This window comes from Micromonospora matsumotoense, from assembly GCF_900091525.1.
GTDB lineage: Bacteria > Actinomycetota > Actinomycetes > Mycobacteriales > Micromonosporaceae > Micromonospora > Micromonospora matsumotoensis.
In genome coordinates, this window is sequence record NZ_FMCU01000003.1 from 378,592 (window position 1) to 404,305 (window position 25,714).

A 25,714-nucleotide genomic window follows, 5' to 3' on the forward strand; every position below is an offset into this window, starting at 1 on the left:
CTCACCCGCCCTGGGCGGCGCTGAGCACCTCGACCCGGTCGCCGTCGCACAGCACGGTGGCCGGCCAGCCGCCCCGGGGGACCACCTCGCCGTTGACCGCGACCGCGAGGCCGCGCCGCTGCTCGGTGACCGCGGCGACGAGGTCCGCGACGGTCGTGCCGCCGGCCAGCTCGCGTCCGACGCCGTTGACGATCAGTCGCACGTCTTCCTCCTCAGTGGAACCGGTCGGCGGTGAAGGGGGTGAGCAGCGGGTCCGGCTCGCCGGTGACGATCAGGTCGGTGATCAGGTCGGCGGTGACCGGGGTGAGCACGATGCCGTGCCGGTGGTGGCCGGTGGCGGCGAGCACGCCGGGGCGGCCGGGCAGCGGCCCGAGGATCGGCGCGTTGTCCGGGGTGCCGGGGCGCAGCCCGGCGGTCGCCTCCACCAGCGCGTACTCGGCGAGTTCGGGGACCAGGTCGACGGCGGCGCGGAGCAGGCGCAGCACCGCCCCGGCGGTCACCTCGGTGTCGGCGCGCTCCTCGACGGTCGCCCCGACCACCACCTCGCCGCTGTCGCGGGGGACCAGATAGACCGACTCGCCGTCGGCGTACCCCCGGATGACGTGGCGGAAGCCGGGCGGGCGGTGGTCGGGCGCGCGCAGCCGCAGCACCTGGCCCTTGACCGGGCGGACCGGCAGCCCGGTCAGCGCGGCGGCGCCGCAGCCGGCGGCGACCACGACGACCGGCGCGGCCAGTTCGGCCAGCCGGGTCACCGGGCCGGGGACCAGGGTCACGCCGGCCCGTTCGGCGGCGACCCGCAGCGCGTCGACCAGCCGGCGCGGGTCGACCTGGTGGTCGCCGGGGGCGACCGCGCCGCCGCGCAGCCGGGGGGTCAGCGCCGGTTCGCGGTCCCGCAACTGCGACGGGCGCAACGCGCTGATCGGCAGTCCCAGCCCCTGCTGGTACGACCAGAGCCGGCGCGCCTCGGCCAGGTCGTCCCCGGTCAGCCCGACGACGAGGGTGCCGTCGGTGCGGTAGCCGAACTCCCTGCCGGTGGCGGCGGCCAGCGCGGCGGCGAAATCCGGCCAGCGGGCGGCGGACGCGGTGAGCAGCCCGGTCAGCTCCCGCTCCCCGAAGTACGCCTCGGCGACCGGGGCGAGCATCCCGGCGGCGACCCGGGACGCGCCGGAGCCGGGGGCCGGATCGTGCACGGCCACCCGCAGGCCCCGGGTGGCGCAGCGCCAGGCGATCGCCAACCCGACCGGCCCCGCGCCCACGATGGCGACGTCGGGCCGGGTCAGCACGTCAGCGCCGCGATCAGCTCGGCGGTGGCCCGGCCCGGGTCGGCGGCGGTGGAGAGCGCCCCGACCACCGCCACCCCGTACGCCCCGGCGGCCCGCAGCGCCGGCACCGTCGCGACGGTGACCCCGCCGATGGCGATCACCGGTACGGCGACGGCCTCGGCGACGGCGCGGATCCCGGCCGGGCCGATCGGGTCGGGCAGGCCGGCCTTGGTGGTGGTGCGGTGGCACGGGCCGACGCCCAGGTAGCTGGCCCCGGCGGCGACCGCCCTGCCGGCGGCCCCGGGTTCCCGGGCGGTCGCGCCGAGCACGGCATCGACGCCGAGGACCCGACGGGCCGCCGCGACGGGCAGGTCGTCCGCGCCGACGTGGCCGCCGTCGGCGTGCACCGCGAGGGCGACGTGCAGCCGGTCGTTGACCAGGCAGGTCGCCCCGTACGGCGCACAGAGCGCGCGCACCCGCCGGGCCAGGTCGTACGCCTGCCGGTCGGTGGTCCCGTCGGTGACCCGGACCTGGACGACCAGCTCGGCGCGGGCTACCGGGAGGGCGGCCCGCAGGACGGCGAGCGGGTCGCACCCGGGTCGGGTGTCGGTGATCAGATGCAGTCGGCCGAGGGACGGCACGTCAACTCTCCTCCCTGCGCCGGCATTATCCGGATCAGGTTCGACGGTCGGGGGCTCTCAGCCCCCCTCTCAGCCCGGTGTACCGGGCTCCCGTGGGTCACGTGCCTGTGACCGTACGACAGATCCGCTGATCCGCCAAGGGGTGTTACCTTGATCCAAGCATGTCAATCCCTGCCCTTTGCCCCCTCTCTCCACATAAGCCGGAAAAGCGAGTCGACGATACCGAATCGTTACATGCTCATGCCTTGCCGGAAACCAATCCAGCGGCGCTAATTTGTTCAACCGATCGACATTATTCCGGTGCGCGGCCTCGACGAGGTCGACACCTGATCGCCACCGATGCGGACCTCGGCGGGCCCGCACCCATCCGACCGGGGACGGTCTGCGGCGAGTCGTCCCCATGCCCCCACCACTGTCCAGCTCGGACAAAAGGAGCATGGAGTGTCTCCATCCCGCCATCGCCGCGCCCGTCGCGGCCCACTGGGTGCCGGTCTACTGGCCCTCTCCCTACTCGCCAGCGGCCTGATCGGCGGCACCGCCGCCCAGGCCGCTCCCGCGGCGGCAGCCCTGCCACAGGCCGCACCGGCACCCGCACCGGCGGCGGCAGCCGCCGCCGAACCGTTCTCGGTCCTGGTCTTCTCCAAGACCGCCGGGTTCCGGCACGACGCCATCCCGGCCGGCATCACCGCGATCCAGAAGCTCGGCACCGACAACGGGTTCACCGTCGACACCACCGAGGACGGGGCCGCCTTCAACGACACCAACCTGGCCAAGTACCAGGCGGTGATCTGGCTCTCCACCACCGGTGACGTGCTCGACAGCACCCAACAGGCCGCGTTCGAGCGTTACATCAAGGCCGGCGGCGGCTACGCCGGCGTGCACGCCGCCTCGGACACCGAATACGACTGGGCCTGGTACGGCAACCTGGTCGGCGCGTACTTCTCCGGCCACCCGGCCAACCAGCAGGCCACCGTCAAGGTCGAGGACCACGCGCACCCGTCGACCGCCGACCTGCCGGACAAGTGGTCCCGGTTCGACGAGTGGTACAACTTCCGCACCAACCCGCGCGCCAAGGTGCACGTGCTGGCCAGCCTGGACGAGAAGTCCTACAGCCCGGGCGCCGGCGCGATGGGCGCCGACCACCCCACCGCCTGGTGCCAGGACTACGACGGCGGCCGGTCCTGGTACACCGGCGGCGGCCACACCCAGGCGTCGTACACCGAGCCGGAGTTCCTCTCCCACCTGCTCGGCGGCATCCGTACCGCGGCCGGGGTCGAGAACGCCGACTGCGGCGCCTCGAAGACCGCGAACTTCGAGAAGGTCACCCTCGACAGCAACACCAACAACCCGATGGAGCTGGACATCGCTCCGGACGGCCGGGTGTTCTACGCCGAGCGGGACGGCCGGGTGCAGATCGTGAAGCCGGACACCGGCAACACGGTCACCGCCGTCCGGCTGGACGTCTTCACCGGCAACGAGGACGGCCTGCTCGGTCTCCGCCTCGACCCGGACTTCGCCACCAACAAGTGGATCTACCTGTACTACGCGCCGGCCGGTGGTGGCCCCCGCAACTACCTGTCCCGGTTCACCGTCAACGGTGACACCATCGACAAGGCCACCGAGAAGGTCGTCCTCCAGGTCGACACCCAGCGCAACACCTGCTGCCACGCCGGCGGCAGCATGACCTTCGACTCGCAGGGCAACCTCTACCTGGCCACCGGCGACAACACCAACCCGTTCGAGTCGAGCGCGTTCACCCCGATCGACGAGCGGGCCGGCCGGCAGGACTACGACGCGCAGCGCAGCGCCGGCAACACCAACGACCTGCGCGGCAAGGTGATCCGGATCCACCCCGAGGACGACGGCACCTACACGGTCCCGGCGGGGAACCTGTTCGCCCCGGGCACCGCGAAGACCCGTCCCGAGATCTTCGGCATGGGCTTCCGTAACCCGTTCCGGATCGGCGTCGACCAGAAGACCGACACCCTCTACGTCGCCGACTACGGGCCGGACGCCTCGGCGGCCAACCCGAACCGCGGCCCCGAGGGCCTGGTGGAGTGGAACATCGTCGCCACCGCCGGCAACTACGGCTGGCCGTACTGCACCGGCAACAACAAGGCGTACAACGACTACACCTTCCCGTCCGGGCCGAGCGGGGCGAAGTTCGACTGCGCCGCGCCGGTGAACGACTCGCCCAACAACACCGGCCTGACCACCCTGCCGCCGGCCATCGCGGCGACCGTGGACTACGGCTACGCGGGCGACCCGCGCTTCCCCGAGATCGGCGGCGGCGGCGCCCCGATGGGCGGCCCGGTCTACCGCTACGACGCCGACAACACGTCGAGCCGCAAGTGGCCGGCGTACTACGACGGCAAGGCGCTCCTCGGCGAGTGGAACCAGTCGAAGATGTACACGATGCAGGTCAGCGCGGACGGCAAGTCGCTGATCGACATCAACCAGCTGCTCACCGGCATGTCCATGGTCCGCCCGATGGACTTCGAGTTCGGTCCGGACGGCGCGCTCTACCTGATCGAGTGGGGCACCGGCTTCGGCGGTAACAACGACGACTCCGGGGTCTACCGGATCGACTACACCGCCGGTGACCGCGCGCCGATCGCCGAGGCCAGCGCCGACCCCACCTCCGGGGCCGCACCGCTGACCGTGAACTTCTCCAGCGCCGGTTCCCGTGACCCGGACGGTGGCACGCTGACCTACGCGTGGAAGTTCGGCGACGGGCAGACCTCCACCGAGGCGAACCCCACCCACACCTACACCGCGGCCGGCGACTACACCGCACAGCTCACCGTGACCAACCCCAAGGGCCGTTCCGCGGTGGCGAACGTGCCGGTGACGGTCGGCAACACCGCCCCGACGGTGACCATCGAGTTCCCGCCCAGCGGCGGCTTCTTCGAGTGGGGCGACCAGGTCAAGTACACGATCAAGGTGACCGACCCGGAGGACGGCACCGTCGACTGTGACCGGGTGCAGCTGCAGGTGCTGCTCGGCCACGACGAGCACGCCCACCCGCTGGAGCAGCACACCGGCTGCACCGGCACCGTGCAGACCTCGCTGGCGTCCGGCCACGGCGCGGAGGCGAACGTCTTCGCAGTCTTCGAGGCCACCTACACCGACGACGGCGGCACCGGCGGCGCCGGCCCGCTGACCGGTCGGGCGATCGAGATCCTCCAGCCCAAGCGCAAGCAGGCCGAGTACTTCACGGCCACCGGTCGTGCCCCGGGCAGCACCGGCGGCGGTGACCCGGGCGTGCAGAAGGAGACCACCACCGACCCCGCCGGGGGCGGCCAGAACATCGGCTTCATCGAGGACGGCGACTGGTGGTCGCTCGACCCGGCCAACCTGACCGGTGTCGACCAGATCCGGTTCCGGGCGGCCTCCGAGGTGCAGGGTGGACGGATCGACGTGCACGCCGGTGCCGTCGACGGCCCAGTGGTCGCCACGGCCACCGTGCCCACCACGGGCGGTTGGCAGCAGTTCGTCGACGTGACCGCGCCGGTGACCGCCGCGGCCGAGGGCGTGCTGTACTTCGTCGCCAAGGACCCGGCCGGTGGCACCGGTTCGCTGTTCAACGTCAACTGGATGGACTTCATCGGTCGGGGCGTCACCGACAACGCTCCGCCGCAGGTGACGGCCACCGCCAACCCGGCGACCGGCACCGCGCCGGTCACCGTCGCCTTCACCGGCACGGCCACCGACACCGAGGGCGACACCCCGCTGACGTACGCCTGGGACTTCGGTGACGGCGGGACGGCGACCACCCTGAACGCCACCCACACCTACACCACCCCGGGCACCTTCACCGCCACCCTGACGGTGACGGACAAGCGGGGCGCCAAGTCCTACGCGACCGTTCCGGTCAAGGTGGACGCGCCGACCAACTCGTGCCTCGGCGCGCGGTCGGACGAGTTCCTCGGCAACAGCCTCGACAAGGACCGCTGGTCGGTGGTCCGGGAGAACCAGCTCTACTCGGTCTCCGGCGGGGCGCTGCGACTGCCCACCGCCTCGGGTGACCTGTACGGCACCCGTAACGACGCGACCAACCTGGTGCTCCAGCCCGCGCCCAGCGGGGCCTGGCAGGCCACCACCAAGGTCACCGTGCCCGTCACCGCCGACTACCAGCAGGCCGGCCTGCTGATCTACGGCGACGACGACAACTACGCCAAGGTGGATCTGCTCTACGGCGGTTCCCGCAAGGTGGAGTTCATCCGGGAGACCGCGGCGACGCCCCGCAACGACGCGGCCGACGCCGTGGCCGCACCCGCCGGTGACACCATCTGGCTGCGGCTGATCAGCGACGGCACCAACCTGACCGCACAGTTCTCCACCGACGGTGCGACGTTCACCCCGGTCGGCCGGTCCGCCGCGCTCGCCGGCATCACCAACCCGCGGATCGGCCTGCTCGCCCTCAACGGCGGCACCACCGCACCGGTGGTGGACGCGGTGTTCGACTCGTTCCTGGTCTCGCCGGATGCTCCGGCCGGCCCGGTCAGCCCGTCGGACGAGTTCACCGGCACCACGCTCGACAAGTGCCGGTGGAACGCGGTGCTGCGGGAGGACCCGGCCGCCTACCGGGTGACCGACGGCGCGCTGAAGATCGACGTGCCGAAGGGTGACATCTACGGCACCGGTAACACCGGGCCGACGAACTTCATCCTCCAGACCGCGCCGAGCGGCGACTGGACCCTGGAGACGAAGGTCGACGGCAGTGCCCTGGCCGAGCAGTACCAGCAGGCCGGTCTGATCGTCCACGCCGACGACGACAACTACGTCAAGTTGGACTTCATCGTGGACAACCAGGCCGGGCAGACGCCCTCCCGGCGGATCGAGTTCCGTGGCGAACTCGCCGGGGTGACGCAGAACCCGCAGCCCCAGGTCTCCAACCTGACCTCGGGGGTGTGGCACCTGCGGCTGGCCCGGGCCGGTGACACCTTCACCGCGTCCTACTCGGCCGACGGGCAGGAGTGGACGACGTTCGAAACGGTGACCAACGCCGCCGTCGGGGCCACCCCGAAGATCGGTCTGTTCACCCTCGGTGCGAACGCGGCCACCTCGAAGACGGCCTCGTTCGACTACTTCCGGCTCTCCACCAAGGCGGCCGACACGACCGCCCCGGTGACCACGGCCACCGTCTCCGGCACCCCGACCGAGGGTTGGCACACCGGCCCGGTCACCGTGACGCTGGCGGCTGCCGACGAGGCCGGCGGTAGCGGGGTGGCGAGCACCGAGTACCAGCTCGACGGGGCCACCACGTGGACCGCGTACACCGCGCCGGTGCAGGTCACCGGGGACGGCACGCACGAGGTGCGGTTCCGGTCGACGGACGCGGCCGGCAACGTGGAGGCGACGAAGAAGGTCGCCGTGAAGATCGACGCCACCGCGCCGGTCAGCTCGGCGGCGTTCGCCCCGGCGAACGACGACGGCTGGCACAACGGCACCGTCCCGGTGGTGATCACCTCCACCGACGCCGGTTCCGGGGTGAAGAAGCTGGAGTGGTCGCTCGACGGTGGCGCCTGGACGGCGTACACCACGCCGGTCGAGGTGACCGGGGACGGCACGCACGAGCTGCTGTACCGGGCCACCGACGCCGCCGGCAACGTCGAGTCGCTGAAGTCGGCGGTCGTGAAGATCGACGGCACCAAGCCGACGCTGCTGGTCTCCGGCATCGCCGACGGCCAGCTCTACGGTGACAGCCAGGACGTCCGGATCTCGTGGCAGGCGGTCGACCCGACCTCCGGCATCAAGACGACCTCCGGCGTGCTGGACGGTCGGGCGTACGCCAGCGGCACCCTGCAAGCGCTGTACGAGCTACCGCTCGGCCTGCACGAGCTGACGGTGACCGCGACCGACAAGGCGGGCAACTCCACCACCTCGACGGTCCGGTTCTTCGTCACCACCTCGTTCCGGGACATGCAGAACCTGCTGGACCGGTTCAAGGCGACCGGACGACTCTCCACCAAGGCGCACCGTCAGCTGTCCAACAAGCTGGACGCGGTGCGGGAGTCCGAGGCGGCGGGCAACGACAAGCGGGCGGTGCAGCAGTTGACCGCCTTCAAGGCGTTGGCCAACGATGCCGCACTGGTGACTGACACCGACGTCCGGGACGTGCTGGTCCGCGACGCCGACGCCATGATCGTCCGACTCGGTGGCGCGGCCACCAAGGCCGGCGTCAAGGCGAACAACAACAAGTCGGTCGACGGGGCCGGCCGGCTCGGTGCCGATCCCACCCGGATCGCCGAGGGCGGTTCGCTGTAACACCACCACCGGGGCCGCTCCCACCGTCGACACCGACGGTGGGGGCGGCCCCTCCACATAGCGAGGGAGACGCCGATGCGTACCTGCAGAGTTCTCGCCGCCGCGCTGGTCGTGGCGGGCCTGGTGGCGCTGCCGGCGGGCCCGGCGGCAGCGCACGGCGGGAAGGTCAAGCTGACGGTGGCCGGTGACGGCGCCGGCGGGGTCACCGTGATGGCCGTGTACGCCGACGGACACCGGCTGGACCAACCGGTACGGCTCACCCTGACCGCCGAGGGCGAGGGTGGCCGGACGGCCGGGCCGGTGCAGATCGCCCCGGCCGGGGAGGGACAGGGCTTCTACAGCAGCGGCCCGCTGCTCTCCCCCGGCGACTGGCGGGTGACGGTCAGCGCCCCCGCCCCGTACCAGAGCACGGCGACGGCGCAGGTGCAGGCCCGGGTGGCCCAGTCGCCGCCACCGGCTGCCGCCGCCCGCCCTGAGACCGGGGCGGAGGCGGACGGGGTCGGACGGTGGTCGTGGCTGGCCGGCGGGCTGGCGGTGGTCGCCGTCGCGGGGGTGGCGCTGCTGTGGTGGCGTCGCCGCCGGGTCCACCCCGGGCCCGCGGACCCCCCGGTCGGCCTGGGCGGCTGACGGGCCAGGCCGGGGCACCCGCCCCGGGGGTCACCGAATCGGGCCCGGACACCTCAGCGGTGTCCGGGCCCGATCACATAGCCGCAAGGTCCGCCCGGGTGGGGCGGGGTCTGCGCCAGGTCGGGCCGGACCGACCGGTCAGAGCAGGGCGTCCAGGGCGTCCAGGTCGTCGTCGGTGGGCTGCCAGGTGCCGGCGGCGGCGTTCGCGCGTACCTGCTCGGGCGTGGTGGCACCGGCGATGACGGAGGCCACCGCCGGTCGGGCGGCCAGCCCACCGATGGCGACCTGGAGCAGGGTCAGCCCCCGCTGCGCCGCGTACCCCTCCAGCGCCTCGATGGTGTCCCAGCGGGCGGCGGCCAGCCGCTCGGCGTACCGGCCGCCGCCGGAGAGGCGGCTGCCGGCGGGCGGGGCGGTGTCCCGCTGGTACTTGCCGGTGAGCAGCCCGTTGGCCAGCGGGAAGAACGGCAGCAGACCCAGGCCGAAGCGCTCGCAGGCCGGAATGATCTCGACCTCGGCGTCCCGGTGGAGCAGGTTGTAGTGGTTCTGCGCGCTGACGAACCGGGCCAGCCCCCGGGTCTTCGCCGCCCAGTCGGCGTCGGCGATCTGCCAGCCCGAGAAGTTGGAGTTGCCCAGGTATCGCACCTTGCCGGCGCGGACCAGGTCGTCCAGCGCGGCGAGCGTCTCGTCGATCGGGGTGTCCGGGTCGGGTTCGTGCAGCTGGTACAGGTCGATGTGGTCGGTGCCGAGCCGACGCAGCGACGCCTCGACGGCCCGCATCACGTACCGCCGGGACCCGCGCACCCCGAAGTCGCGGCCGTTGCGCCCGCCCATCGACATGCCGAACTTGGTGGCCAGCACCACGTCGTCCCGGCGGCCCTTGAGGGCCTGCCCGAGCAGTTCCTCGGAGCCGCCCGGGGGTTCGCCGTAGATGTCGGCGGTGTCGAAGAAGGTGATCCCGGCGTCGAGCGCGGCGTCGACCACCGCCCGGGTGCCGTCGATGTCGAGCTTGCGGCCGAAGTTGTTGCAGCCGACACCGACCACGGACACCACGAGCCCGGAGTCGCCCAGCCGGCGGTAGGTCATCTCAGTCACGAGATCCACCCTATGCCGCCCGGACCGGCCCCGACCGGCGACGACCCCGCCCGATGACCGAGCGGGGTCGGCACCTCACGGCTCGCGCAGGTCGGCGGTCAGCCCACGTCCCAGACCGGCTCCGGGGTCTCCACCACGTCCCCGTCGCCCCGGAACAGCACGAACCGGTCGAACGAGCGGGTGAACCAGCGGTCGTGGGTGACCGCGACCACCGTCCCGGCGAACGCGGTCAGCCCCGCCTCCAACGCCTCGGCCGAGGCCAGGTCGAGGTTGTCGGTCGGCTCGTCGAGCAGCAGCAGGGTGGCCCCCGACAGCTCCAGCAGCAGCACCAGGAACCGGGCCTGCTGACCGCCGGACAGGGTGCCGAAGCGTTGGTCACCCTGGCCGGCCAGCTCGTAGCGGCTCAGCGCCGCCATCGCCGCGTGCCGGTCCATCCCGGCCCGGTGCTCGTCACCCCGCCACAGCGCCTCGACCAGGGTCTTCGCCATCAGCTCCGGCCGGTCGTGGGTCTGCGAGAAGTGCCCCGGGCGGACCCGGGCGCCCAACCGGACCACCCCGCCGTGCGCCACCGGGGCCAGCGCGGCGGCCCCGTCGACCGGGCCGTTGGCCGGGTCGGGATCGGTGCCGCCCCGGGCCAGCAGGCGCAGGAAGTGCGACTTGCCGGTGCCGTTGGCACCGAGCACCGCCACCCGGTCGCCGTACCACAGCTCCAGGTCGAAGGGGTAGGTCAGGCCGTCCAGCTCCACCTGCTCGCAGATCACCGCGCGCTTGCCGGTCCGCCCGCCGGCGAGCTGCATCCGGATGTCCTGGTCCTTCGGCGGTACGGGCGGCGGCCCGGCCTCCTCGAACTTGCGCAGCCGGGTCTGCGCCGCCTGGTAGCGGGAGGCGAGCCCGTCGTTGTACGCGGCCTTCTGCTTGTACATCAGCATCAGCTCCCGCAGCTTCTGGTGCTCCTCGTCCCAGCGGCGGCGCAGTTCGTCGAGCCGGGCGTGCCGGGCCGTGCGCGCCTCGTGCCAGCTGGCGAAGCCGCCCGGGTGCACCCAGGCGCTGCCGCCCTCGACGGCGACCACCCGGTCGGCGGTACGGGCCAGCAGCTCCCGGTCGTGCGAGACGTACAGCACCGACTTGGTGGACTCGCGCAGCCGCTGCTCCAGCCAGCGTTTGCCGGGCACGTCGAGGAAGTTGTCCGGCTCGTCCAGCAGCAGCACCTCGTCGGTGCCACGCAACAGCAGCTCCAGGGCGAAGCGCTTCTGCTGCCCCCCGGACAGGGTCCGCACCGGACGGTCCCGGGACGCGTCCCAGGGCAGGTCGAGCACCGTGGTGGTGACGGTGTCGAAGAGCACCTCGGCGTCGTACCCGCCGGCCTCGCCCCAGGCGGCCAGCGCGTCCGCGTACGCCAGCTGGGCCTTGCCGGCGGCGGTGCTGTACTTGCCGCGCAGTTCGGCCGCGCGCATGGCCTGTTCGGTGTCGACGAGCCGGCGGCCGGCGTCACGCAACGCCGGTGGGGCCAGCGACAGGGCCAGGTCGGCCAGCGTCGACTCGTCGCCGATCATGCCGATGAACTGCCGCATCACGCCGAGCCCACCGGCCCGCGCGACCGCGCCGGTGCGCACCGGCAGGTCACCGGCGACCATCCTCAGCAGCGTCGTCTTGCCGGCGCCGTTCGGCCCGACCAGGGCGACCTTGGCCCCCTCACCGACCCGGAACGACACGTCGGCGAAGAGTTCCCGACCGTCCGGGAGGATGTGCCCTACCGCTGCCACGTCCACGTATCCCACGCCGGCATCCTGCCCGAGGCGCGGGGCCGGGCGACACCGGATTACCGGGTGACCCGCAGCACCCGGTAGCCCTTCTGGCTGGCGTGCCGGGTCACCGTGAAGCCCTCGTCGATCAGCCAGCGGTGCAGCGAGTCGCCGCCGAGGTGCCGGGCCACCACCAGCCAGCCGACGCCGTCCGGGGTGAGCCGGGGCAGCCAGCGGCGCAGCAGCCCGTGCAGTTCGGGCTTGCCGATGTGGATCGGCGGGTTGGACCAGATCTGGGTGAAGGTGACGTCGGCCGGCACCTCGTCGGGGGCGACCGCGTGGACCCGGTCGCCGGTGTCGATCCGGGCGGCGTTCGCGGCGGTCAGCGCGCGGGCCCGCTCGTTGACGTCGACCGCCCAGACGGTGGCGGTCGGCGCGAGGTCGGCCAGCACGCAGCTGATCGGGCCGAACCCGGAGCCGATGTCGAGCAGGTGGCCACCGGTGGCGGCGGTCGGCAGGTCGGCCTTGCGCAGCAGGACGGCGGTGCCGGGGTCGAGCCGGGTGGCGGAGAAGACCCCGCTGGCGGAGGCGAGCGCGTAGTCGCGCCCGGCGACGTGGAACTCCACCTCGCGGGGACGGGCCGGGGCGCTGGGCTCCGCGGTGAAGTAGTGGTCGCCGGTCACCGGGGCATTCTTCCACCGGCCCGGACCGGGTGCGTCGTCGGCCAGCGTCGCCGCCCGACGCGCCGCAGGCAGTATTTCCCGTTATTAGCCCCTAAAGGGGCAATGGACCCTACTCTGGGCGACATGGTATATCGGTACGAGTCCGCTGAGGACGCGTTTGAGGAGAACCCGCAGCCCGGCACGGACCTGCCGCTGTTCCAGCCCGTGCCGACCACGGCGGCCGGGCCCTCCCCGTCCCGCTTCCCGGCCCCTTCACTGCCCCGGGTCAGCCAGCCGGTCCCACCGGCGGCCGACCCCGTCCCGATCCGCTCCGCCGTCCAGGTGCCCGCCCCGACGTCCGCACCGGACCGGTCCCGGTCCCGCCGCTCCGGCGACGGCCGGAGCAGCCGGGGTGGCCGGGGCTGGCAGATCGTCGTCGGTGGCGCCGCCGTGCTGATGCTGCTCGGTCTCTGCGGGCTCGGCGGGGCCGTCCTGCTCATCGACCGCACCCCGACCGACGACTCGTCGCCGAACGGACAGGCCGCGCCGACGGCGCCGGGCGCCACCGCCCCGGACGAGCAGGCCGCCGGCGGCCCACTGGACTCCCGGGACGTCGACCGGCAGCCGTTGACCGTCAAGGAGGTCTTCCCCGGCAAGAAGTTGGTCGTCGGCGTCGACCGGCACGAGTACCAGGTGCTCAAGACCCAGTCCGGCAGCAGTTGCGCCGTCGCGGCCACCGGCGAGATCGCCGACCTGCTGGTCACCCTCGGGTGCAGCCAGGTGGTCCGGGCCACCCTGCGCTCCCCCGACGACGACCACCTGGTCACCGTCGGCCTGTTCAACCTGACCGACCTGGCCACCGCGCAACGGGTCCGGGAGCGGATCCGACCGCTGCTCGACGACCGGCGCGGCCGGTTCCGGGGCATGCCCGCGGGGGACGACACCGAGTCGGTCGCCACCGCCGCCGCCCGCGTCGCCTGGCAGGTACGCGGCCACTACGTCGCCTACTGCCTGGTGACCAGGGACGACGCCGGTGCCGTGCCGGCCGACGACAAGACCGTCCGCGAGATCATCTACGACCTGATCGAACTGCACCTCGACAAGGGGGTGCTGGACCGCCGGGCGGCCGGCGTCAGCGTGGACCAGCCCACCGTGAAGGCCACCAGCCCCTCGGCCACCCCGCGCGCCGGGGACCGGAAGACCCCCACCCCGTCCGCCTCTGCGAACCGCGACGACCCGGACACCGGCGAACTGCCCGGCGACTGACGACCACATGACCGGGGCTCGGTCGTCCCGGCCGGCCTCCGTCGGGGCCGGTGGGCCCGCTGTCGGGGCCGGTCCCGGCGCGAGCCGTAGGCCTTCCGATCCGCACGGGTACGCGGCCTGCCGCCGTCGGAGCCGGGCACCCGGATGTCTTACCCGGTCGCTACGCCGGCTCGACGGGCAGCCAGAGCTCGCGGGTCGTGGTGCTGTGGTCGTCCGTCGGCTCGGGCATGGCGACGATCTCCGGGCCCGGCCGCAGCCGCCACGGGTTGAAGGGAAACCACTCGGTTGCGGCCGTGGCCCAGATCTTCCGCAGGGCCTGCGGAGACGGCCCCACGGCCCGGATGACCACCCAGTGGCCTGCCGGGACCTCGATGACGTCGAGGTCGCCCGGGACCGGCGTGCTCGGGGACACGGCGACCCCGTGCAGGTAGGTCAGCTCGCTGCCTTCGTCGTAGTCCGCGTCGAGGTCGTCGCAGACCGCGAGCAGGCCGCCCGGCTCAGCGTCGCCGAGTGTCTTCAAGCGCAGATGCTCCTCTGCCGGCAGCGCGGCGACGTGCTGCTCAATGTACGGGTTGACGCCTCGGTGGATCAGTGGAACCCGGGCAGCGTGCCCCACGAGCCGGAACGCGGGACGGTCGACGATGCGGGTCAGCATGCGTTCGCTCCCTTCGACGGTTGGGCGGAGTCTGAGCTGTGCTGTGGTGCGACAGGGCCTCCGTAGCGTGACCGGCGCTGTGGCGGCACACCCGACGGATGCGGAGCGGAAAGTGTCGGGAGATCGGGGTCGGTGCCGCCACACGATGGGGTCATGGACGACACGACACTGGTATCCCGGTTCCTTCGCGACGGCTTCGTGAAGTTGACGGGCGCCGTCGCACCGCGCGTGGCCACGGACTGCGCGCGGCTGCTGTGGCGGGAGACCGGCTGTGACCCGGACGACCCCGCCACCTGGGCGCAGCCCGTGCACTGGGTGCCCGGCATGGCGCAGGGGCCGTTCGCCGCCGCACCCAATTCTCCGTTCCTCCATCACGCGTACGACCTGCTCGTCGGCGCGGGACGCTGGGAGCCGCGCTACTCACTGGGCACGTTCCCGTTGCGCTTCCCGCACGAGGATGAGCCGAACGACGCAGGCTGGCACATCGAGGGCAGCTACCTGCCGGAGGGTGCGAGCTGGTACTTCACGAATGTTCGCTCCCAGGGGCGCGCGCTGCTGATGCTGTTCCTGTTCAGCGAGGTCGGTGCGGAGGACGCCCCGACCCGGATCCGGGTCGGCTCACACCTCGACGTGCCGAAGGTGCTGGAGAAGTACGGGGAGGACGGGGCGAGCGGGCTGGACCTCGCGCCCGAGTTGGTGGCGGCGTCCGACCACCGGCCGGTCGCCCTCGCCACCGGGTCCCCGGGTGATGTCTTCCTCTGCCATCCGTTCCTGGTGCACACGGCGCAACCGCACCACGGGACGCGGCCGCGCTTCATGGCCCAGCCGCCACTGATGCCGGCCGCGCCGTACGAACTGGATCGGGCCGACGGTGCGTACTCGCCCGTGGAGATCGCGATTCGCCGGGGTCTCGGGCAGGACACCCCCGGCCCCGACGGGCGAGGGACGCGGGGACGACGGTGAAGGTGCGGGTGAGTGGCCGCAACGCGCGGTTCCAACAGTGGGAGGCGCTGCTCCGCAATCGGACCAAGCGGCAGCGTCGCGGCGAATTCCTCGTGCAGGGCGTGCGCCCGATCGCCATGGCCATCGCACACGGCTGGCAGGTCCGAGAGTTGCTCCACGACGCCGACGGTCCGCTGTCCGGTTGGGCACGCGAGGCCCTGGACACGGTCCGGGCCGAGAAGTTCGCCGTATCCCGTGAGCTGATGCACGAGCTGGGCGGCAAGGCGGACACGGTTCCGGAGCTGCTGGCCGTGGTCGCGCTACCGGAGGACGACCTGTGCCGCATTCCGGCCGGGCCGACCATGCTCACCGTCGTGTTCGACCGGCCCACCAGCCCTGGCAACATCGGGACACTCATCCGGTCCGCAGACGCCTTCGGCGCGTCCGGCGTCATCGTCACCGGCCATGCTGCCGATGTGTACGACCCGAAGGCGGTGCGGGCGAGCACCGGCTCGCTGTTCGCGCTGCCCGTGGTCCGGGCGCCCGCACACCAGGCCGTGCTGTCCTGGGTCGCCGACGTGCGCGCCGACGGCGTCGGCATCGGCATCGTGGGTGCCGACGAGCACGGCGCACTCGACGCCGCCGAGTACGACTTCACGCAACCCACGTTGACCCTGATCGGCAACGAGACCACCGGGCTCAGCGTCGGCTGGCGTGCGGCCTGCGACCAACTCGTCCGGGTCCCGATGTCCGGGGCCGCCAGCTCCCTGAACGCGGCGGCCGCCGGGACCGTCGTGCTCTACGAATCGGCACGCCAGCGCAGCGCCGCCGCCCGCCGGTAGCGCACTGGCCACCCGGGTGGGCCGATCACCTGTCGGCACGGATCTGCTGGCGGCATCACCCATACCCGGCAACCTGTCGATGAACCGACGACTCAGAACACTAGGACTCCACCGGGAGTCGCAGCCGGCGGGTGCGGTCGGCGCGGTGGGCGTACTCGGCCGGGTCGTCCGGATAGCCGACGGCCACCAGGGTCAACCCGTGCGCCGGGGCGACGGTCACCTCGCTGGACCGTTCCCGCCGGGCGAGCAGGCCGGACGGCCAGGCCACCGGGCGTCGGCCGTCCCCGGCGGTCAGCATCGCCCCCACCAGGCTGCGCACCATCGCCTGGCAGAACGCGTCGGCCTGCACGGTGGCGACCAGGATGCCGTCCGGGTCCCGCCGCCAGTCCAACCGGGTCACCTCGCGCACCGTGGTGGCGTTCTCCTTGCGCCGGCAGTACGCGGCGAAGTCGTGCTCCCCCACCAGGCCGGCCGCCGCGACGTTCAGGGCGGCCAGGTCCAGCGGTCGGGACCAGGCGAGGATGTCCCGCCGCCGCAACGGCTCGGCACCCCACGGCGCGTCGGTCACCCGGTACTCGTACCGGCGGAAGGTCGCCGAGAAGCGGGCGTCGAAGTCGGCGGGCACCTCGGTCATCGCCCGGACCCGGACGTCCCCGGGGAGCAGCCGGGCCACCCGGCGCAGCAGCCGCCCCTGGTGCTCCCGCCAGGCGAGGGTGGGCAGGTCGAGGTGACAGACCTGACCGGTGGCGTGCACCCCGGCATCGGTCCGACCGGCCACGGTCAACCCGGTCACGGCACCCGCCCCGAGCACCAGGTCCAGCGTCTCGACCAGCACCCCGGCCACGGTGCGCCGGGTCGGCTGGACCGCCCAGCCGGAGAAGTCCGTGCCGTCGTACGAGACGTCCAGCCGCAGCCGGATCCGCTCGTCCACCTCGTACCTCCCGTTCACGGCATCGGGCCCGGCACCCCAGGAAGGGATGCCGGGCCCGACGATGCTGCTCGTGCTCAGGCCTTCTTCTCGGTGGCCTCGTCGGTCTCGGTGGCCTCGTCGCTGTCCTCACGGGCGGCGGCGGTGTCCCCGGACGCCGAGACCGGCGCCTCGGAGTCCTGGTCGGCCGAGGCCGCCGGGGTCTCCTCGGCCGGGGCGAGCGCCTCGACCTTGTCCTGCTGTGCGCTCTTGCGGGCAGCGGTCTTCTTGTTCGCCTTGGGCTCGGCGACCTGAAGCTCCTCGACCAGCTCGATGATCGCCATCGGAGCGGCGTCACCCTTGCGCGGACCGGTCTTCACGATCCGGGTGTAGCCACCGTTGCGGTTGGCGTACCGGGGCGCGATCTGGTCGAACAGGGCGTAGACCACGTCCTTGTCCTTGACGACGCCCAGCACCCGACGCCGCGCGGAGAGGTCGCCCCGCTTGGCCTTGGTGATGAGCTGCTCGGCCAGCGGACGCAGCCGCCGGGCCTTCGTCTCGGTGGTCTTGATCTTGCCGTGCTGGAACAGCGCGGTGGCCAGGTTGGCCAGCATCAGCCGCTCGTGCGCGGGGCTGCCGCCGAGGCGGGGGCCCTTGGTGGGCGTGGGCATGCTTGGTGCTCCTCAGGTGTGGCGGCAGCGCGGACTAGAGCTGCTCGGTCTCGCGATAGTCGTCGGTGTCGTAGTCGGCCTCACCGAAGGCGTCCACGACGTGTGCCGGGTCGAAGTTCGGGGCCGAGTCCTTCAGCCCCAGACCCATCCCGGCGAGCTTCATCTTGACCTCGTCGATCGACTTCTGACCGAAGTTCCGGATGTCGAGGAGGTCGGCCTCGGTACGCCCGATCAGCTCACCAACGGAGTTGATGCCCTCGCGCTTGAGGCAGTTGTAGGAGCGGACGGTGAGGTCCAGCTCCTCGATCGGCAGGGCCAGGTCCGCCGCCAGCTGGGCGTCCTGCGGGGACGGCCCGATGTCGATGCCCTCGGCGGTCTCGTCCAGCTCCCGGGCCAGCCCGAAGAGCTCCACCAGCGTCGAACCGGCGGAGGCCAGCGCGGTGCGCGGGCCCATCGACGGCTTGGTCTCGACGTCGATGATCAGCCGGTCGAAGTCGGTCCGCTGCTCGACGCGGGTCGCCTCGACGCGGTACGTCACCTTCAGCACCGGCGAGTAGATCGAGTCGACCGGGATCCGGCCGATCTCGGCGCCGGCCTGCTTGTTCTGCGCCGCCGTCACGTAGCCACGACCCCGCTCGACGGTCAGCTCCATGTCGAGCCGGCCCTTGCCGTTGAGGGTGGCGAGCTTGAGGTCGGGGTTGTGCACCGAGACGCCGGCCGGGGGCTGGATGTCGCCCGCGGTGACGTCGCCCGGACCCTGCTTGCGCAGGTACATGCTGACCGGCTCGTCGTGCTCGGAGCTGACGCAGAGCTCCTTGATGTTCATGACGAGCTCGACCACGTCCTCCTTGACCCCGGGGATCGTGGTGAACTCGTGCAGCACACCGTCGATCTTGATCGAGGTGACCGCGGCACCCGGGATGGACGACAGCAGCGTACGCCGCAGCGAGTTGCCCAGGGTGTAGCCGAAGCCGGGCTCCAGCGGCTCGATGGTGAACCGGGAGCGGGTCTCGTTGATCGACTCTTCGGAGAGAGACGGTCGCTGGCTGATGAGCATTTCTTCTCTTCTCTTCCGGGACGCCCGCTATATGACGTCCACGACACAAACTGTTCCGGTGGCCCGCCCCGCAGGACGGGCCACCGCAACGGGCCCTACTTGGAGTAGAGCTCGACGATCAGCTGCTCCTGGACCTGGGTGTCGATCACCTGACGGGCCGGGAGCGAGTGCACCAGGACCTTCATCTGGCTCGGGATCGCCTCCAGCCACGCCGGAACGGTCTTCGAGCCGGCCTGGGCCTGGGCCACGATGAACGGGGTGAGCTCCTTGCTCTTGCCCCGGACCTCGATGATGTCGTGCTCCTTGACGCGGTACGACGGGATGTCGACCTTCTTGCCGTTCACGGTGAAGTGACCGTGCTTGACAAGCTGGCGGGCCATGTCCCGCGAGTGCGCGTAACCGGCCCGGTAGACCACGTTGTCGAGGCGCGACTCGAGGATCTGCAGGAGGACCTCACCGGTCTTGGCCTGCTTGGCCACGGCTTCCTCGTAGTAACCGCGGAACTGCTTCTCCAGCACGCCGTAGACCCGACGCGCCTTCTGCTTCTCGCGGAGCTGGAGCAGGTACTCCGTCTCCTTCGTGCGGCCACGACCGTGCTGCCCGGGCGGGAACGGCCGGGACTCGAACGGGCACTTCGGGCCATCGCACTTGCTGCCCTTGAGGAACAGCTTCATCTTCTCCCGCCGGCAACGGCGGCAGTCAGCACCGGTGTAACGAGCCATCTCTCTCTAACCTCTCAGACCCGGCGACGCTTCGGCGGACGGCACCCGTTGTGCGGCTGCGGGGTGACGTCGGCGATCTGGCCGACCTCCAGCCCGACGGCCTGCAGCGAACGGATGGCGGTTTCCCGGCCGGAGCCGGGACCCTTGACGAACACGTCGACCTTGCGCATGCCGTGCTCCATCGCCCGACGCGCGGCGGCCTCGGCGGCCAACTGCGCGGCGAACGGGGTCGACTTGCGGGAGCCCTTGAAGCCCACCTGGCCCGCGGAGGCCCAGGAGATGACCGCACCGGTCGGGTCCGTGATGGACACGATGGTGTTGTTGAACGTGCTCTTGATGTGCGCCTGCCCGTGGGCGACGTTCTTGCGTTCCTTGCGCCGGACCTTCTTGACAGCGGCTCCGGCACGAGCCTTCGGTGGCATAAGTCTTCTGCGCTCCTGTATGGGTTCTCGATCGGCTGTTGGCTCTTCGCCCGTCGATCACGTGGACACCGGTTCCGGTGGGAGCCGGGCCTACTCGACGGGGGACGAGCAGAATTCCGGTGGAAGAATTACTTCTTGCCGGGCTTCTTCTTGCCGGCGACGGTCCGCTTCGGGCCCTTGCGGGTGCGGGCGTTGGTCCGCGTCCGCTGGCCGCGCACGGGCAGACCCCGGCGGTGCCGGATGCCGGCGTAGCAGCCGATCTCGACCTTGCGGCGGATGTCAGCGGCGACCTCGCGGCGCAGGTCGCCTTCAACCTTGTAGTTCGACTCGATGTGGTCGCGGAGCTGTACCAGCTCCTCGTCCGTGAGGTCCCGAGCGCGCTTGTCCGGCGAGATGCCGGTAGCGGCGAGCGTCTCCTGGGCACGGGTGCGACCGACCCCGAAGATGTAGGTGAGCGCGATCTCCATCCGCTTCTCGCGGGGGAGATCCACGCCGACTAGACGTGCCATGTGCGGGCGTACTCCTCGTGATGTGTGGCGGAGGTGTGGACCCGTCCCATCCCGCTACCGACCTGTCCGTCTCCGACGCGGTGTGCGTCGGCGACCGAACGGCCGCTGCCCGAGCGGGCCCCGGCCTCCGACCGGGGGTTGGCCACGAGAAGGTACGCATGCGTACGTTCCGCGGCTGGGACGAGCTGGTGACGTGTTGTCGTGGGATCTGCGCGACCCGGACCGGTCCGCCGCCCTCCGTTCGTCACGGAAGGCGGGATCGGATCAGCCCTGGCGCTGCTTGTGGCGCGGGTCGGTGCAGATCACCATGACCCGGCCGTGCCGGCGGATAACCCGGCACTTGTTGCAGATCCTCTTGACGCTCGGCTTGACCTTCACGGTTGCCTTACTTCCCATCTGGCCCGGCGACGCGATGACCACGACTCCGGACGTCGAAGACGGACACGGGGACTTCCCGGCCGCCGTCAGGCTTACTTGTAGCGGTAGACGATGCGCCCGCGGGTCAGGTCGTACGGCGAGAGTTCGACGACGACCCGGTCCTCCGGCAGGATGCGGATGTAGTGCTGCCGCATCTTGCCGCTGATGTGAGCCAGCACCTTATGGCCGTTCGCGAGCTCCACCCGGAACATTGCGTTCGGCAGAGGCTCGATGACCCGACCCTCGATCTCGATGGCTCCGTCTTTTTTCGGCATGTACTCCGCTGTCCTGACGTCGGTTGCTCCGGACGGCCCACAACGCCTTACACGGGCCTTCCGATGGTCATCGGGGACCCGCGCCAGCCGCGGCTCCGGCTCCCACCGAAGCGCGGGGTGGGCATGCCGGAGTGGACGCTGTGCGCCGATCTGAAAGTGTACGCCCGCCCCCGGGTGGCCGCCAAACCGGCCACCCGGAGTGTCACCCATCCGGACAAAAAGGGGCACCGAACCCACCAGTCCCACTCGGCGACGCCGGGCCGACCGAGGCCCGAACCGACCGGCCGTGCCCACCGGACCCGCGTGGTCCGGGCTTCGGCACGCCTCGCCGGCAGCCGGTCGGATCAGCGTCAGCGATCGCGCCGGCGCCGCTCCCGGCGTTCCCCGCGACGGACCGCGCGGGCCGCCCGCCGCCGGTCCCAGTGGTCGACGTCCCGCCTGGGCGCGCCGCTCGCAAACCCGCTCGCAGAGCGGAAGAGCAACAGCGCCCCCCACGGGCCGAGGGCCCACACCGGCCAGTAGAACAGCAGGTCCCGGCTGCCGACCGAGGAGATCGCCCAGATCGCGGTGAGGACCGCCGCCGCCCGCAGCCAGGGTCCCCACACCTCGGCCAGCCAACGACCGGAGACGGCACCGGTCGGCACCCCGGCCACCGGCTCCCCGCCCACGGGCACGCCGGTTGCCGGCTGCCCCGGCATCGGCTCCCGTCCGGGCACCGTCGCGGCGTCCGGGCCGACCGGTGCCGGCGGCGACGGGGCCGTGTCGGTGCCGACCGGCGCGAGGGCGGACCGCTGCACGGACGCCGGTCCCGGCAGATCCGCCAGCACCGTGTCCAGCTCCGCGTAGGTCTTCGCCCCGTACGTCTGCTGCAGGCGCTCGTCGTACTCGTGCAGGTCCAGGCGGCCTTCCTCCAGGGCGACCCGGAGCCGCTCCGCCGTCGCCTCCCGGTCGGTGTCCGCCGCCCTCATCCCGTCCCGCCCCTCCATGCCGGCAAGCATGACACCGCCGGTCCACCCCCGCCGACCCCCACCACCGCCGCCCGCCACCCGGTCGCTCCGTGTCACGTCCGTGCCGGCCGGCTCCGCCTCCCCCGCCCTGTCGTCCGCCCTGCCCCTGTGGTCCGCGCCCTGTCCCCTGCCCCTGCGGTCGGCCCTACTGGGTCGGCCCCGCCCCTGCGGTCGATCCTGTCGCGCTGATGACGTTGGCGACCCACCCCGCTCGCCCGGACTCCGAGTCGTTCACGTCATCAGCGCGACAGCAGCCGGCGAGGAGGTGTGGTGGGGGCCGGCGGCGTCTGCTGTTCGCGGTGGCTGCCGGGGAGGCTCCGCTTCGACGGCTGCAGCTCGACGCACCCGGGCACGCGGCTCGCCGCACTGCTGCCACCGACCGGTCCCGACCCGACCCGGAAGCGGGTGCGGCTGCGGGGCACGACCACCCGAGGCAGCGGGGTCGGTCGGGGAGGCCGGACGGGCAGAGCGGGGAGTAGGCGGCCGGGGTGAGCCAGCCGGAGGGCCGGAGGGCCGGGCAGCCGGAGAGCCGGGCAGCCGGAGAGGCAGGCGGCTGGAGAGGTGGGGTCAGCCGGCCGGGGAGACGGCCGGCTGCCGGGCGGTCACCAGATCGCCGAGCCGGGCCCGACCACCGTCGAAGGCCGTCAGCACCCAGACCCCGTCCGCCAGCAACGCCATCGAGTGCTCGACGTGCACCGCCATCGACCGGTCCCGGGTGACCACGGTCCACCCGTCGGACAGTTCGACGGTACGCGGGGAACCCATCGTGATCATCGGCTCGATCGCCAGCGCCATACCCGGCACCAGCCGGGGGCCCTTGCCGGGACGGCCGTGGTTGAGCACGTGCGGGTCCTGGTGCATCTCGGTGCCGATGCCGTGGCCACCGTAGCCGTCCACGATGCCGTACCGGCCACCCCTGCGCACTGCCGTCTCGACCGCGTGGGAGATGTCGGTGAGCCGGCCCCGCCCACTCGCGGCGCCCCGGGCGGCGGCGGCGATCCCGGCCCACATGGCGTCCTCGGCGACCGAGGCCATCTTCAGCAGCGCCGGGTCGACCTCGCCCACGCCGACGGTGACCGCCGCGTCGCCGTGCCAGCCGTCCAGCACCGCGCCGCAGTCGATCGAGATCACGTCGCCGTCCCGGAGTACCTGGTCGGCCGCCGGGATCGCGTGCACCACCTGCTCGTTGACCGATGAGCAGATCGAGGCGGGGAAGCCGTGGTAGCCCTTGAACGACGGCACCGCGCCGGCCTCCCGGATGGTCGCCTCAGCGATCGCGTCGAGGTCGGCCGTACTGACCCCGGGGGCGACCGCCGCGCTCATCCGACGCAGGGCCTCGGCGACCACCAGGCCGGCGGCGCGCATCTTCTGGATCTGGTCAGGGGTCTTCAGCTGGATGTCCAGCTGGGCACGGCGCATGGAGCATTCACCTTTCGTTGCCGATGCACAGCGAAACAGCGGGGCACGTCGCGCACCCCGCTGTTCGCACTCTATCCGCCGGGCTCCGGCGGGAGGTCAGCCGCCGTACGAGCGCAGCGCGTCGATGGCGCGGACGGTGACGTCCTCCACCGGACCGGTGGCGTCGATCCCGACCAGCTTGTTCTGGGCGCCGTAGTAGTCGACCAGCGGCGCGGTCTTGTCGGCGTACTCCCGGAGGCGGGCCGCGATGGTCTCCGGCTTGTCGTCGTCGCGCTGGAACAGTTCGGCGCCACACCGGTCGCAGATGCCGTCCTTGGTGGTGGCGTCGAACTCGACGTGCCAGATCTTGCCGCAGCCCCGGCAGGTACGCCGGCCGGAGAGCCGTCGGATCACCTCGTCGTCGTCGACCACCAGCTCCAGCACGAGATCCAGGGCGGTGCCCAGATCGGCGAGGAGCTTGTCCAGCGCGGCGGCCTGCGGCGTGGTCCGCGGGAAGCCGTCGAGCAGGAAGCCCTCGGAGGCGTCCGGCTCGGCGAGCCGGTCCCGGACCATGTTGATGGTCACCTCGTCCGGAACCAGCTTGCCCGCGTCCATGTACCGCTTCGCCTCGACCCCCAGGGGCGTCCCCTGGGAGACGTTGGCCCGGAAGATGTCACCGGTGGAGATCTTCGGCACCGAGAGGTGTGCGGCGATGAACTCCGCCTGTGTGCCCTTGCCCGCGCCCGGCGGGCCAACCAGAACGAGTCGCATCCTACCGCAGGAACCCTTCGTAGTTCCGCTGCATGAGTTGGCTCTCGATCTGCTTCACGGTCTCCAGACCGACGCCGACCATGATGAGCACAGCGGTGCCGCCGAACGGGAAGTTCTGGAACTGCTGGCTGTTCAGCCAGATGAAGAAGAAGTTCGGCAGGACCGCCACGATGCCCAGGTAGAGCGCGCCCGGCAGGGTGATCCGGCTGAGGATGAAGTCGAGGTAGTCGGCGGTCGGCTTGCCGGGGCGGATACCCGGCACGAAGCCGCCGTACTTCTTCATGTTGTCCGCGACCTCGGTCGGGTTGAACGTGATCGACACGTAGAAGTACGTGAAGAAGATGATCAACAGGAAGTAGATCACGATGTGCAGCGGCGCGTCGGCCTGCACGATGTTGTTCTGGATCCAGGCCTGGGTCTTGCCCGGGTCGGTCTGGTCGAAGAACTGGAGCGCCAGCTGCGGCAGGTAGAGCAGCGACGAGGCGAAGATGACCGGGATGACACCGGCCTGGTTCACCTTCAGCGGGATGTAGGTGGAGGTGCCGCCGTACATCCGCCGGCCGATCATCCGCTTGGCGTACTGCACCGGGATGCGGCGCTGCGCCTGCTCGATGAAGCAGACCGCGGTGATGACCACCAGGACCAGGGCGAGCACCAGGGCGAACTTGCCCCAGCCCTCGTTGGTCTTGATCTTCCAGCCCTCGCTGGGGAGCCGGGCCGCGATCGAGGTGAAGATCAGCACGGACATGCCGTTGCCGACGCCGCGGTCGGTGATCAGCTCACCGAGCCACATCACCATGCCGGTGCCGGCGGTCATCGTCATGACCAGGATGCCGAGCGTCAGCCAGTTCGGGATGCCGGTGCCCTCGGGCACGATCGGGAACTGGTCGCAGCGGTTCTGGAAGAGCTGGCCGGAACGGGCCAGCGCCACGAAGGCCGACGACTGGAGGATGCCCAGGCCGAGGGTCAGGTAGCGGGTGTACTGGGTGATCTTCGCCTGGCCGGCCTGGCCCTCCTTGCGGAGCTGCTCCAGCCGGGGGATGACCACTGTCAGCAGCTGCAGGATGATCGACGCGGTGATGTAGGGCATGATGCCCAGCGCGAAGACCGAGAGCTGCAACAGCGCGCCGCCGGAGAACAGGTCGAGCAGGTTGAGCACGCCCGTGTTCTGGCCCTGCAGACTGTCGAGACACTTCTGCACGTTGCCGTACGAGACGCCGGGGCTGGGCAGAGTGGCGCCGAGCCGGTAGACCGCGATGATGCCTACTGTGAACAGCAGCTTCTTGCGCAGGTCAGGCGTACGGAACGCACTGAGAAAGGCGGACAGCAACTTCTTCCTCCTGCGCGCGGGCCGCCCGGTGGTGGTCCCTGGCGGGTCGGGGTGGGTGCCGGGCGAGTGCCCGATATCCATGGCTGGGAAGGGACTCTAACAGTCCGATCCCGCTCCGGGCAGGTGTGCCCGGCTACATAAACCAAATCCGATGTTACCCGGCGCACACGCTCCGGGGAGACCACGGCGCCCGCCCAGTTACGGAGAACTGAGCGGGCGCCGTGGTT

Annotated in this window: 24 protein-coding genes and 1 riboswitch; of the genes, 5 read left to right on the forward strand and 19 right to left on the reverse strand. The window is 71.6% G+C overall.

All coding sequences use genetic code 11. The features are described 5' to 3' along the window. Position 1: 1 nt before the first annotated feature. From thiS to thiE, 3 genes are all read right to left on the reverse strand, one after another. Positions 2-202, reverse strand: a complete 201-nt coding sequence (gene thiS, locus GA0070216_RS08705; protein ID WP_091241940.1) for a sulfur carrier protein ThiS — start codon at positions 200-202, stop codon at positions 2-4. Between the two features lie 10 nt (positions 203-212). Then, positions 213-1,283, reverse strand: a complete 1,071-nt coding sequence (gene thiO / locus GA0070216_RS08710; protein WP_091241944.1) for a glycine oxidase ThiO — start codon at positions 1,281-1,283, stop codon at positions 213-215. Further along, positions 1,277-1,903, reverse strand: a complete 627-nt coding sequence (gene thiE / locus GA0070216_RS08715; protein WP_091241948.1) for a thiamine phosphate synthase — start codon at positions 1,901-1,903, stop codon at positions 1,277-1,279. The genes thiO and thiE overlap by 7 nt, the downstream gene beginning before the upstream one ends. Then, a riboswitch (TPP riboswitch) is annotated at positions 1,898-2,007 on the reverse strand. (Overlaps the previous gene by 6 nt.) Positions 2,008-2,344: 337 nt before the next feature. On the opposite strand from thiE, the gene GA0070216_RS08720 reads away from it, so the two are divergent. Beyond that, positions 2,345-8,173 (forward strand): ThuA domain-containing protein, encoded by a 5,829-nt coding sequence (locus tag GA0070216_RS08720; RefSeq protein WP_091241951.1) that lies wholly within the window; start codon positions 2,345-2,347, stop codon positions 8,171-8,173. A 75-nt stretch (positions 8,174-8,248) separates the two neighbouring features. Further along, on the forward strand, positions 8,249-8,800 hold the full coding sequence (locus GA0070216_RS08725) for a hypothetical protein (RefSeq protein ID WP_091241954.1): 552 nt from the start codon (positions 8,249-8,251) through the stop codon (positions 8,798-8,800). Between the two features lie 138 nt (positions 8,801-8,938). On the opposite strand, the gene GA0070216_RS08730 is transcribed toward GA0070216_RS08725, so the two are convergent. From GA0070216_RS08730 to GA0070216_RS08740, 3 genes are all read right to left on the reverse strand, one after another. Next, positions 8,939-9,901: an aldo/keto reductase gene (locus GA0070216_RS08730; protein WP_176738882.1), complete on the reverse strand. Its 963-nt coding sequence runs from the start codon at positions 9,899-9,901 to the stop codon at positions 8,939-8,941. 89 nt (positions 9,902-9,990) lie between these two features. Then, on the reverse strand, positions 9,991-11,670 hold the full coding sequence (locus tag GA0070216_RS08735) for an ABC-F family ATP-binding cassette domain-containing protein (protein WP_091241961.1): 1,680 nt from the start codon (positions 11,668-11,670) through the stop codon (positions 9,991-9,993). Positions 11,671-11,711: 41 nt separating this feature from the next. After that, on the reverse strand, positions 11,712-12,317 hold the full coding sequence (locus tag GA0070216_RS08740; protein ID WP_091241964.1) for a class I SAM-dependent methyltransferase: 606 nt from the start codon (positions 12,315-12,317) through the stop codon (positions 11,712-11,714). A 123-nt stretch (positions 12,318-12,440) separates the two neighbouring features. Between GA0070216_RS08740 and GA0070216_RS08745 the strand changes: the two genes are divergently transcribed. Next, complete coding sequence (locus GA0070216_RS08745; protein ID WP_176738883.1) at positions 12,441-13,562, forward strand: hypothetical protein; 1,122 nt, start codon at positions 12,441-12,443, stop codon at positions 13,560-13,562. 160 nt (positions 13,563-13,722) lie between these two features. Here the strand turns inward: GA0070216_RS08745 and GA0070216_RS08750 are convergent, their stop codons facing one another. Next, positions 13,723-14,217: a GyrI-like domain-containing protein gene (locus GA0070216_RS08750; RefSeq protein WP_091241967.1), complete on the reverse strand. Its 495-nt coding sequence runs from the start codon at positions 14,215-14,217 to the stop codon at positions 13,723-13,725. A 153-nt stretch (positions 14,218-14,370) separates the two neighbouring features. On the opposite strand from GA0070216_RS08750, the gene GA0070216_RS08755 reads away from it, so the two are divergent. After that, positions 14,371-15,180, forward strand: coding sequence for a phytanoyl-CoA dioxygenase family protein (locus tag GA0070216_RS08755; protein WP_091241970.1), 810 nt, complete (start codon positions 14,371-14,373; stop codon positions 15,178-15,180). 2 nt (positions 15,181-15,182) lie between these two features. Further along, positions 15,183-16,001, forward strand: coding sequence for a TrmH family RNA methyltransferase (locus tag GA0070216_RS08760; protein WP_245722398.1), 819 nt, complete (start codon positions 15,183-15,185; stop codon positions 15,999-16,001). 100 nt (positions 16,002-16,101) lie between these two features. Here the strand turns inward: GA0070216_RS08760 and truA are convergent, their stop codons facing one another. From truA to secY, 12 genes are all read right to left on the reverse strand, one after another. Next, on the reverse strand, positions 16,102-16,932 hold the full coding sequence (gene truA / locus GA0070216_RS08765; RefSeq protein ID WP_091241976.1) for a tRNA pseudouridine(38-40) synthase TruA: 831 nt from the start codon (positions 16,930-16,932) through the stop codon (positions 16,102-16,104). 74 nt (positions 16,933-17,006) lie between these two features. Next, on the reverse strand, positions 17,007-17,579 hold the full coding sequence (gene rplQ / locus GA0070216_RS08770) for a 50S ribosomal protein L17 (RefSeq protein ID WP_091241978.1): 573 nt from the start codon (positions 17,577-17,579) through the stop codon (positions 17,007-17,009). Between the two features lie 34 nt (positions 17,580-17,613). After that, a complete protein-coding gene (locus GA0070216_RS08775; protein WP_007073009.1) occupies positions 17,614-18,636 on the reverse strand; it encodes a DNA-directed RNA polymerase subunit alpha in 1,023 nt (340 codons plus the stop codon). A 95-nt stretch (positions 18,637-18,731) separates the two neighbouring features. Next, positions 18,732-19,358: a 30S ribosomal protein S4 gene (gene rpsD, locus GA0070216_RS08780; RefSeq protein WP_067301470.1), complete on the reverse strand. Its 627-nt coding sequence runs from the start codon at positions 19,356-19,358 to the stop codon at positions 18,732-18,734. Positions 19,359-19,372: 14 nt separating this feature from the next. After that, entirely contained in the window at positions 19,373-19,780 is a 408-nt protein-coding gene (gene rpsK, locus GA0070216_RS08785; RefSeq protein WP_030329919.1) for a 30S ribosomal protein S11, read from the reverse strand. Between the two features lie 128 nt (positions 19,781-19,908). Further along, positions 19,909-20,289 carry a 30S ribosomal protein S13 gene (gene rpsM / locus GA0070216_RS08790; protein ID WP_091241981.1) on the reverse strand — a complete coding sequence of 127 codons (381 nt, stop codon included), beginning with the start codon at positions 20,287-20,289 and terminating at the stop codon, positions 19,909-19,911. Between the two features lie 264 nt (positions 20,290-20,553). Then, positions 20,554-20,667, reverse strand: a complete 114-nt coding sequence (rpmJ, locus tag GA0070216_RS08795) for a 50S ribosomal protein L36 (protein ID WP_012184307.1) — start codon at positions 20,665-20,667, stop codon at positions 20,554-20,556. Positions 20,668-20,759: 92 nt separating this feature from the next. Continuing rightward, on the reverse strand, positions 20,760-20,981 hold the full coding sequence (gene infA / locus GA0070216_RS08800) for a translation initiation factor IF-1 (RefSeq protein ID WP_007073013.1): 222 nt from the start codon (positions 20,979-20,981) through the stop codon (positions 20,760-20,762). A gap of 350 nt (positions 20,982-21,331) precedes the next feature. Next, on the reverse strand, positions 21,332-21,967 hold the full coding sequence (locus GA0070216_RS08805; RefSeq protein ID WP_245722373.1) for a DUF1707 SHOCT-like domain-containing protein: 636 nt from the start codon (positions 21,965-21,967) through the stop codon (positions 21,332-21,334). Positions 21,968-22,555: 588 nt separating this feature from the next. Then, complete coding sequence (gene map, locus GA0070216_RS08810) at positions 22,556-23,407, reverse strand: type I methionyl aminopeptidase (RefSeq protein ID WP_091241984.1); 852 nt, start codon at positions 23,405-23,407, stop codon at positions 22,556-22,558. Positions 23,408-23,503: 96 nt separating this feature from the next. Then, entirely contained in the window at positions 23,504-24,157 is a 654-nt protein-coding gene (locus GA0070216_RS08815) for an adenylate kinase (protein ID WP_091241987.1), read from the reverse strand. A gap of 1 nt (position 24,158) precedes the next feature. Then, positions 24,159-25,487 carry a preprotein translocase subunit SecY gene (secY, locus tag GA0070216_RS08820; RefSeq protein WP_091241990.1) on the reverse strand — a complete coding sequence of 443 codons (1,329 nt, stop codon included), beginning with the start codon at positions 25,485-25,487 and terminating at the stop codon, positions 24,159-24,161. Positions 25,488-25,714 lie beyond the last annotated feature (227 nt).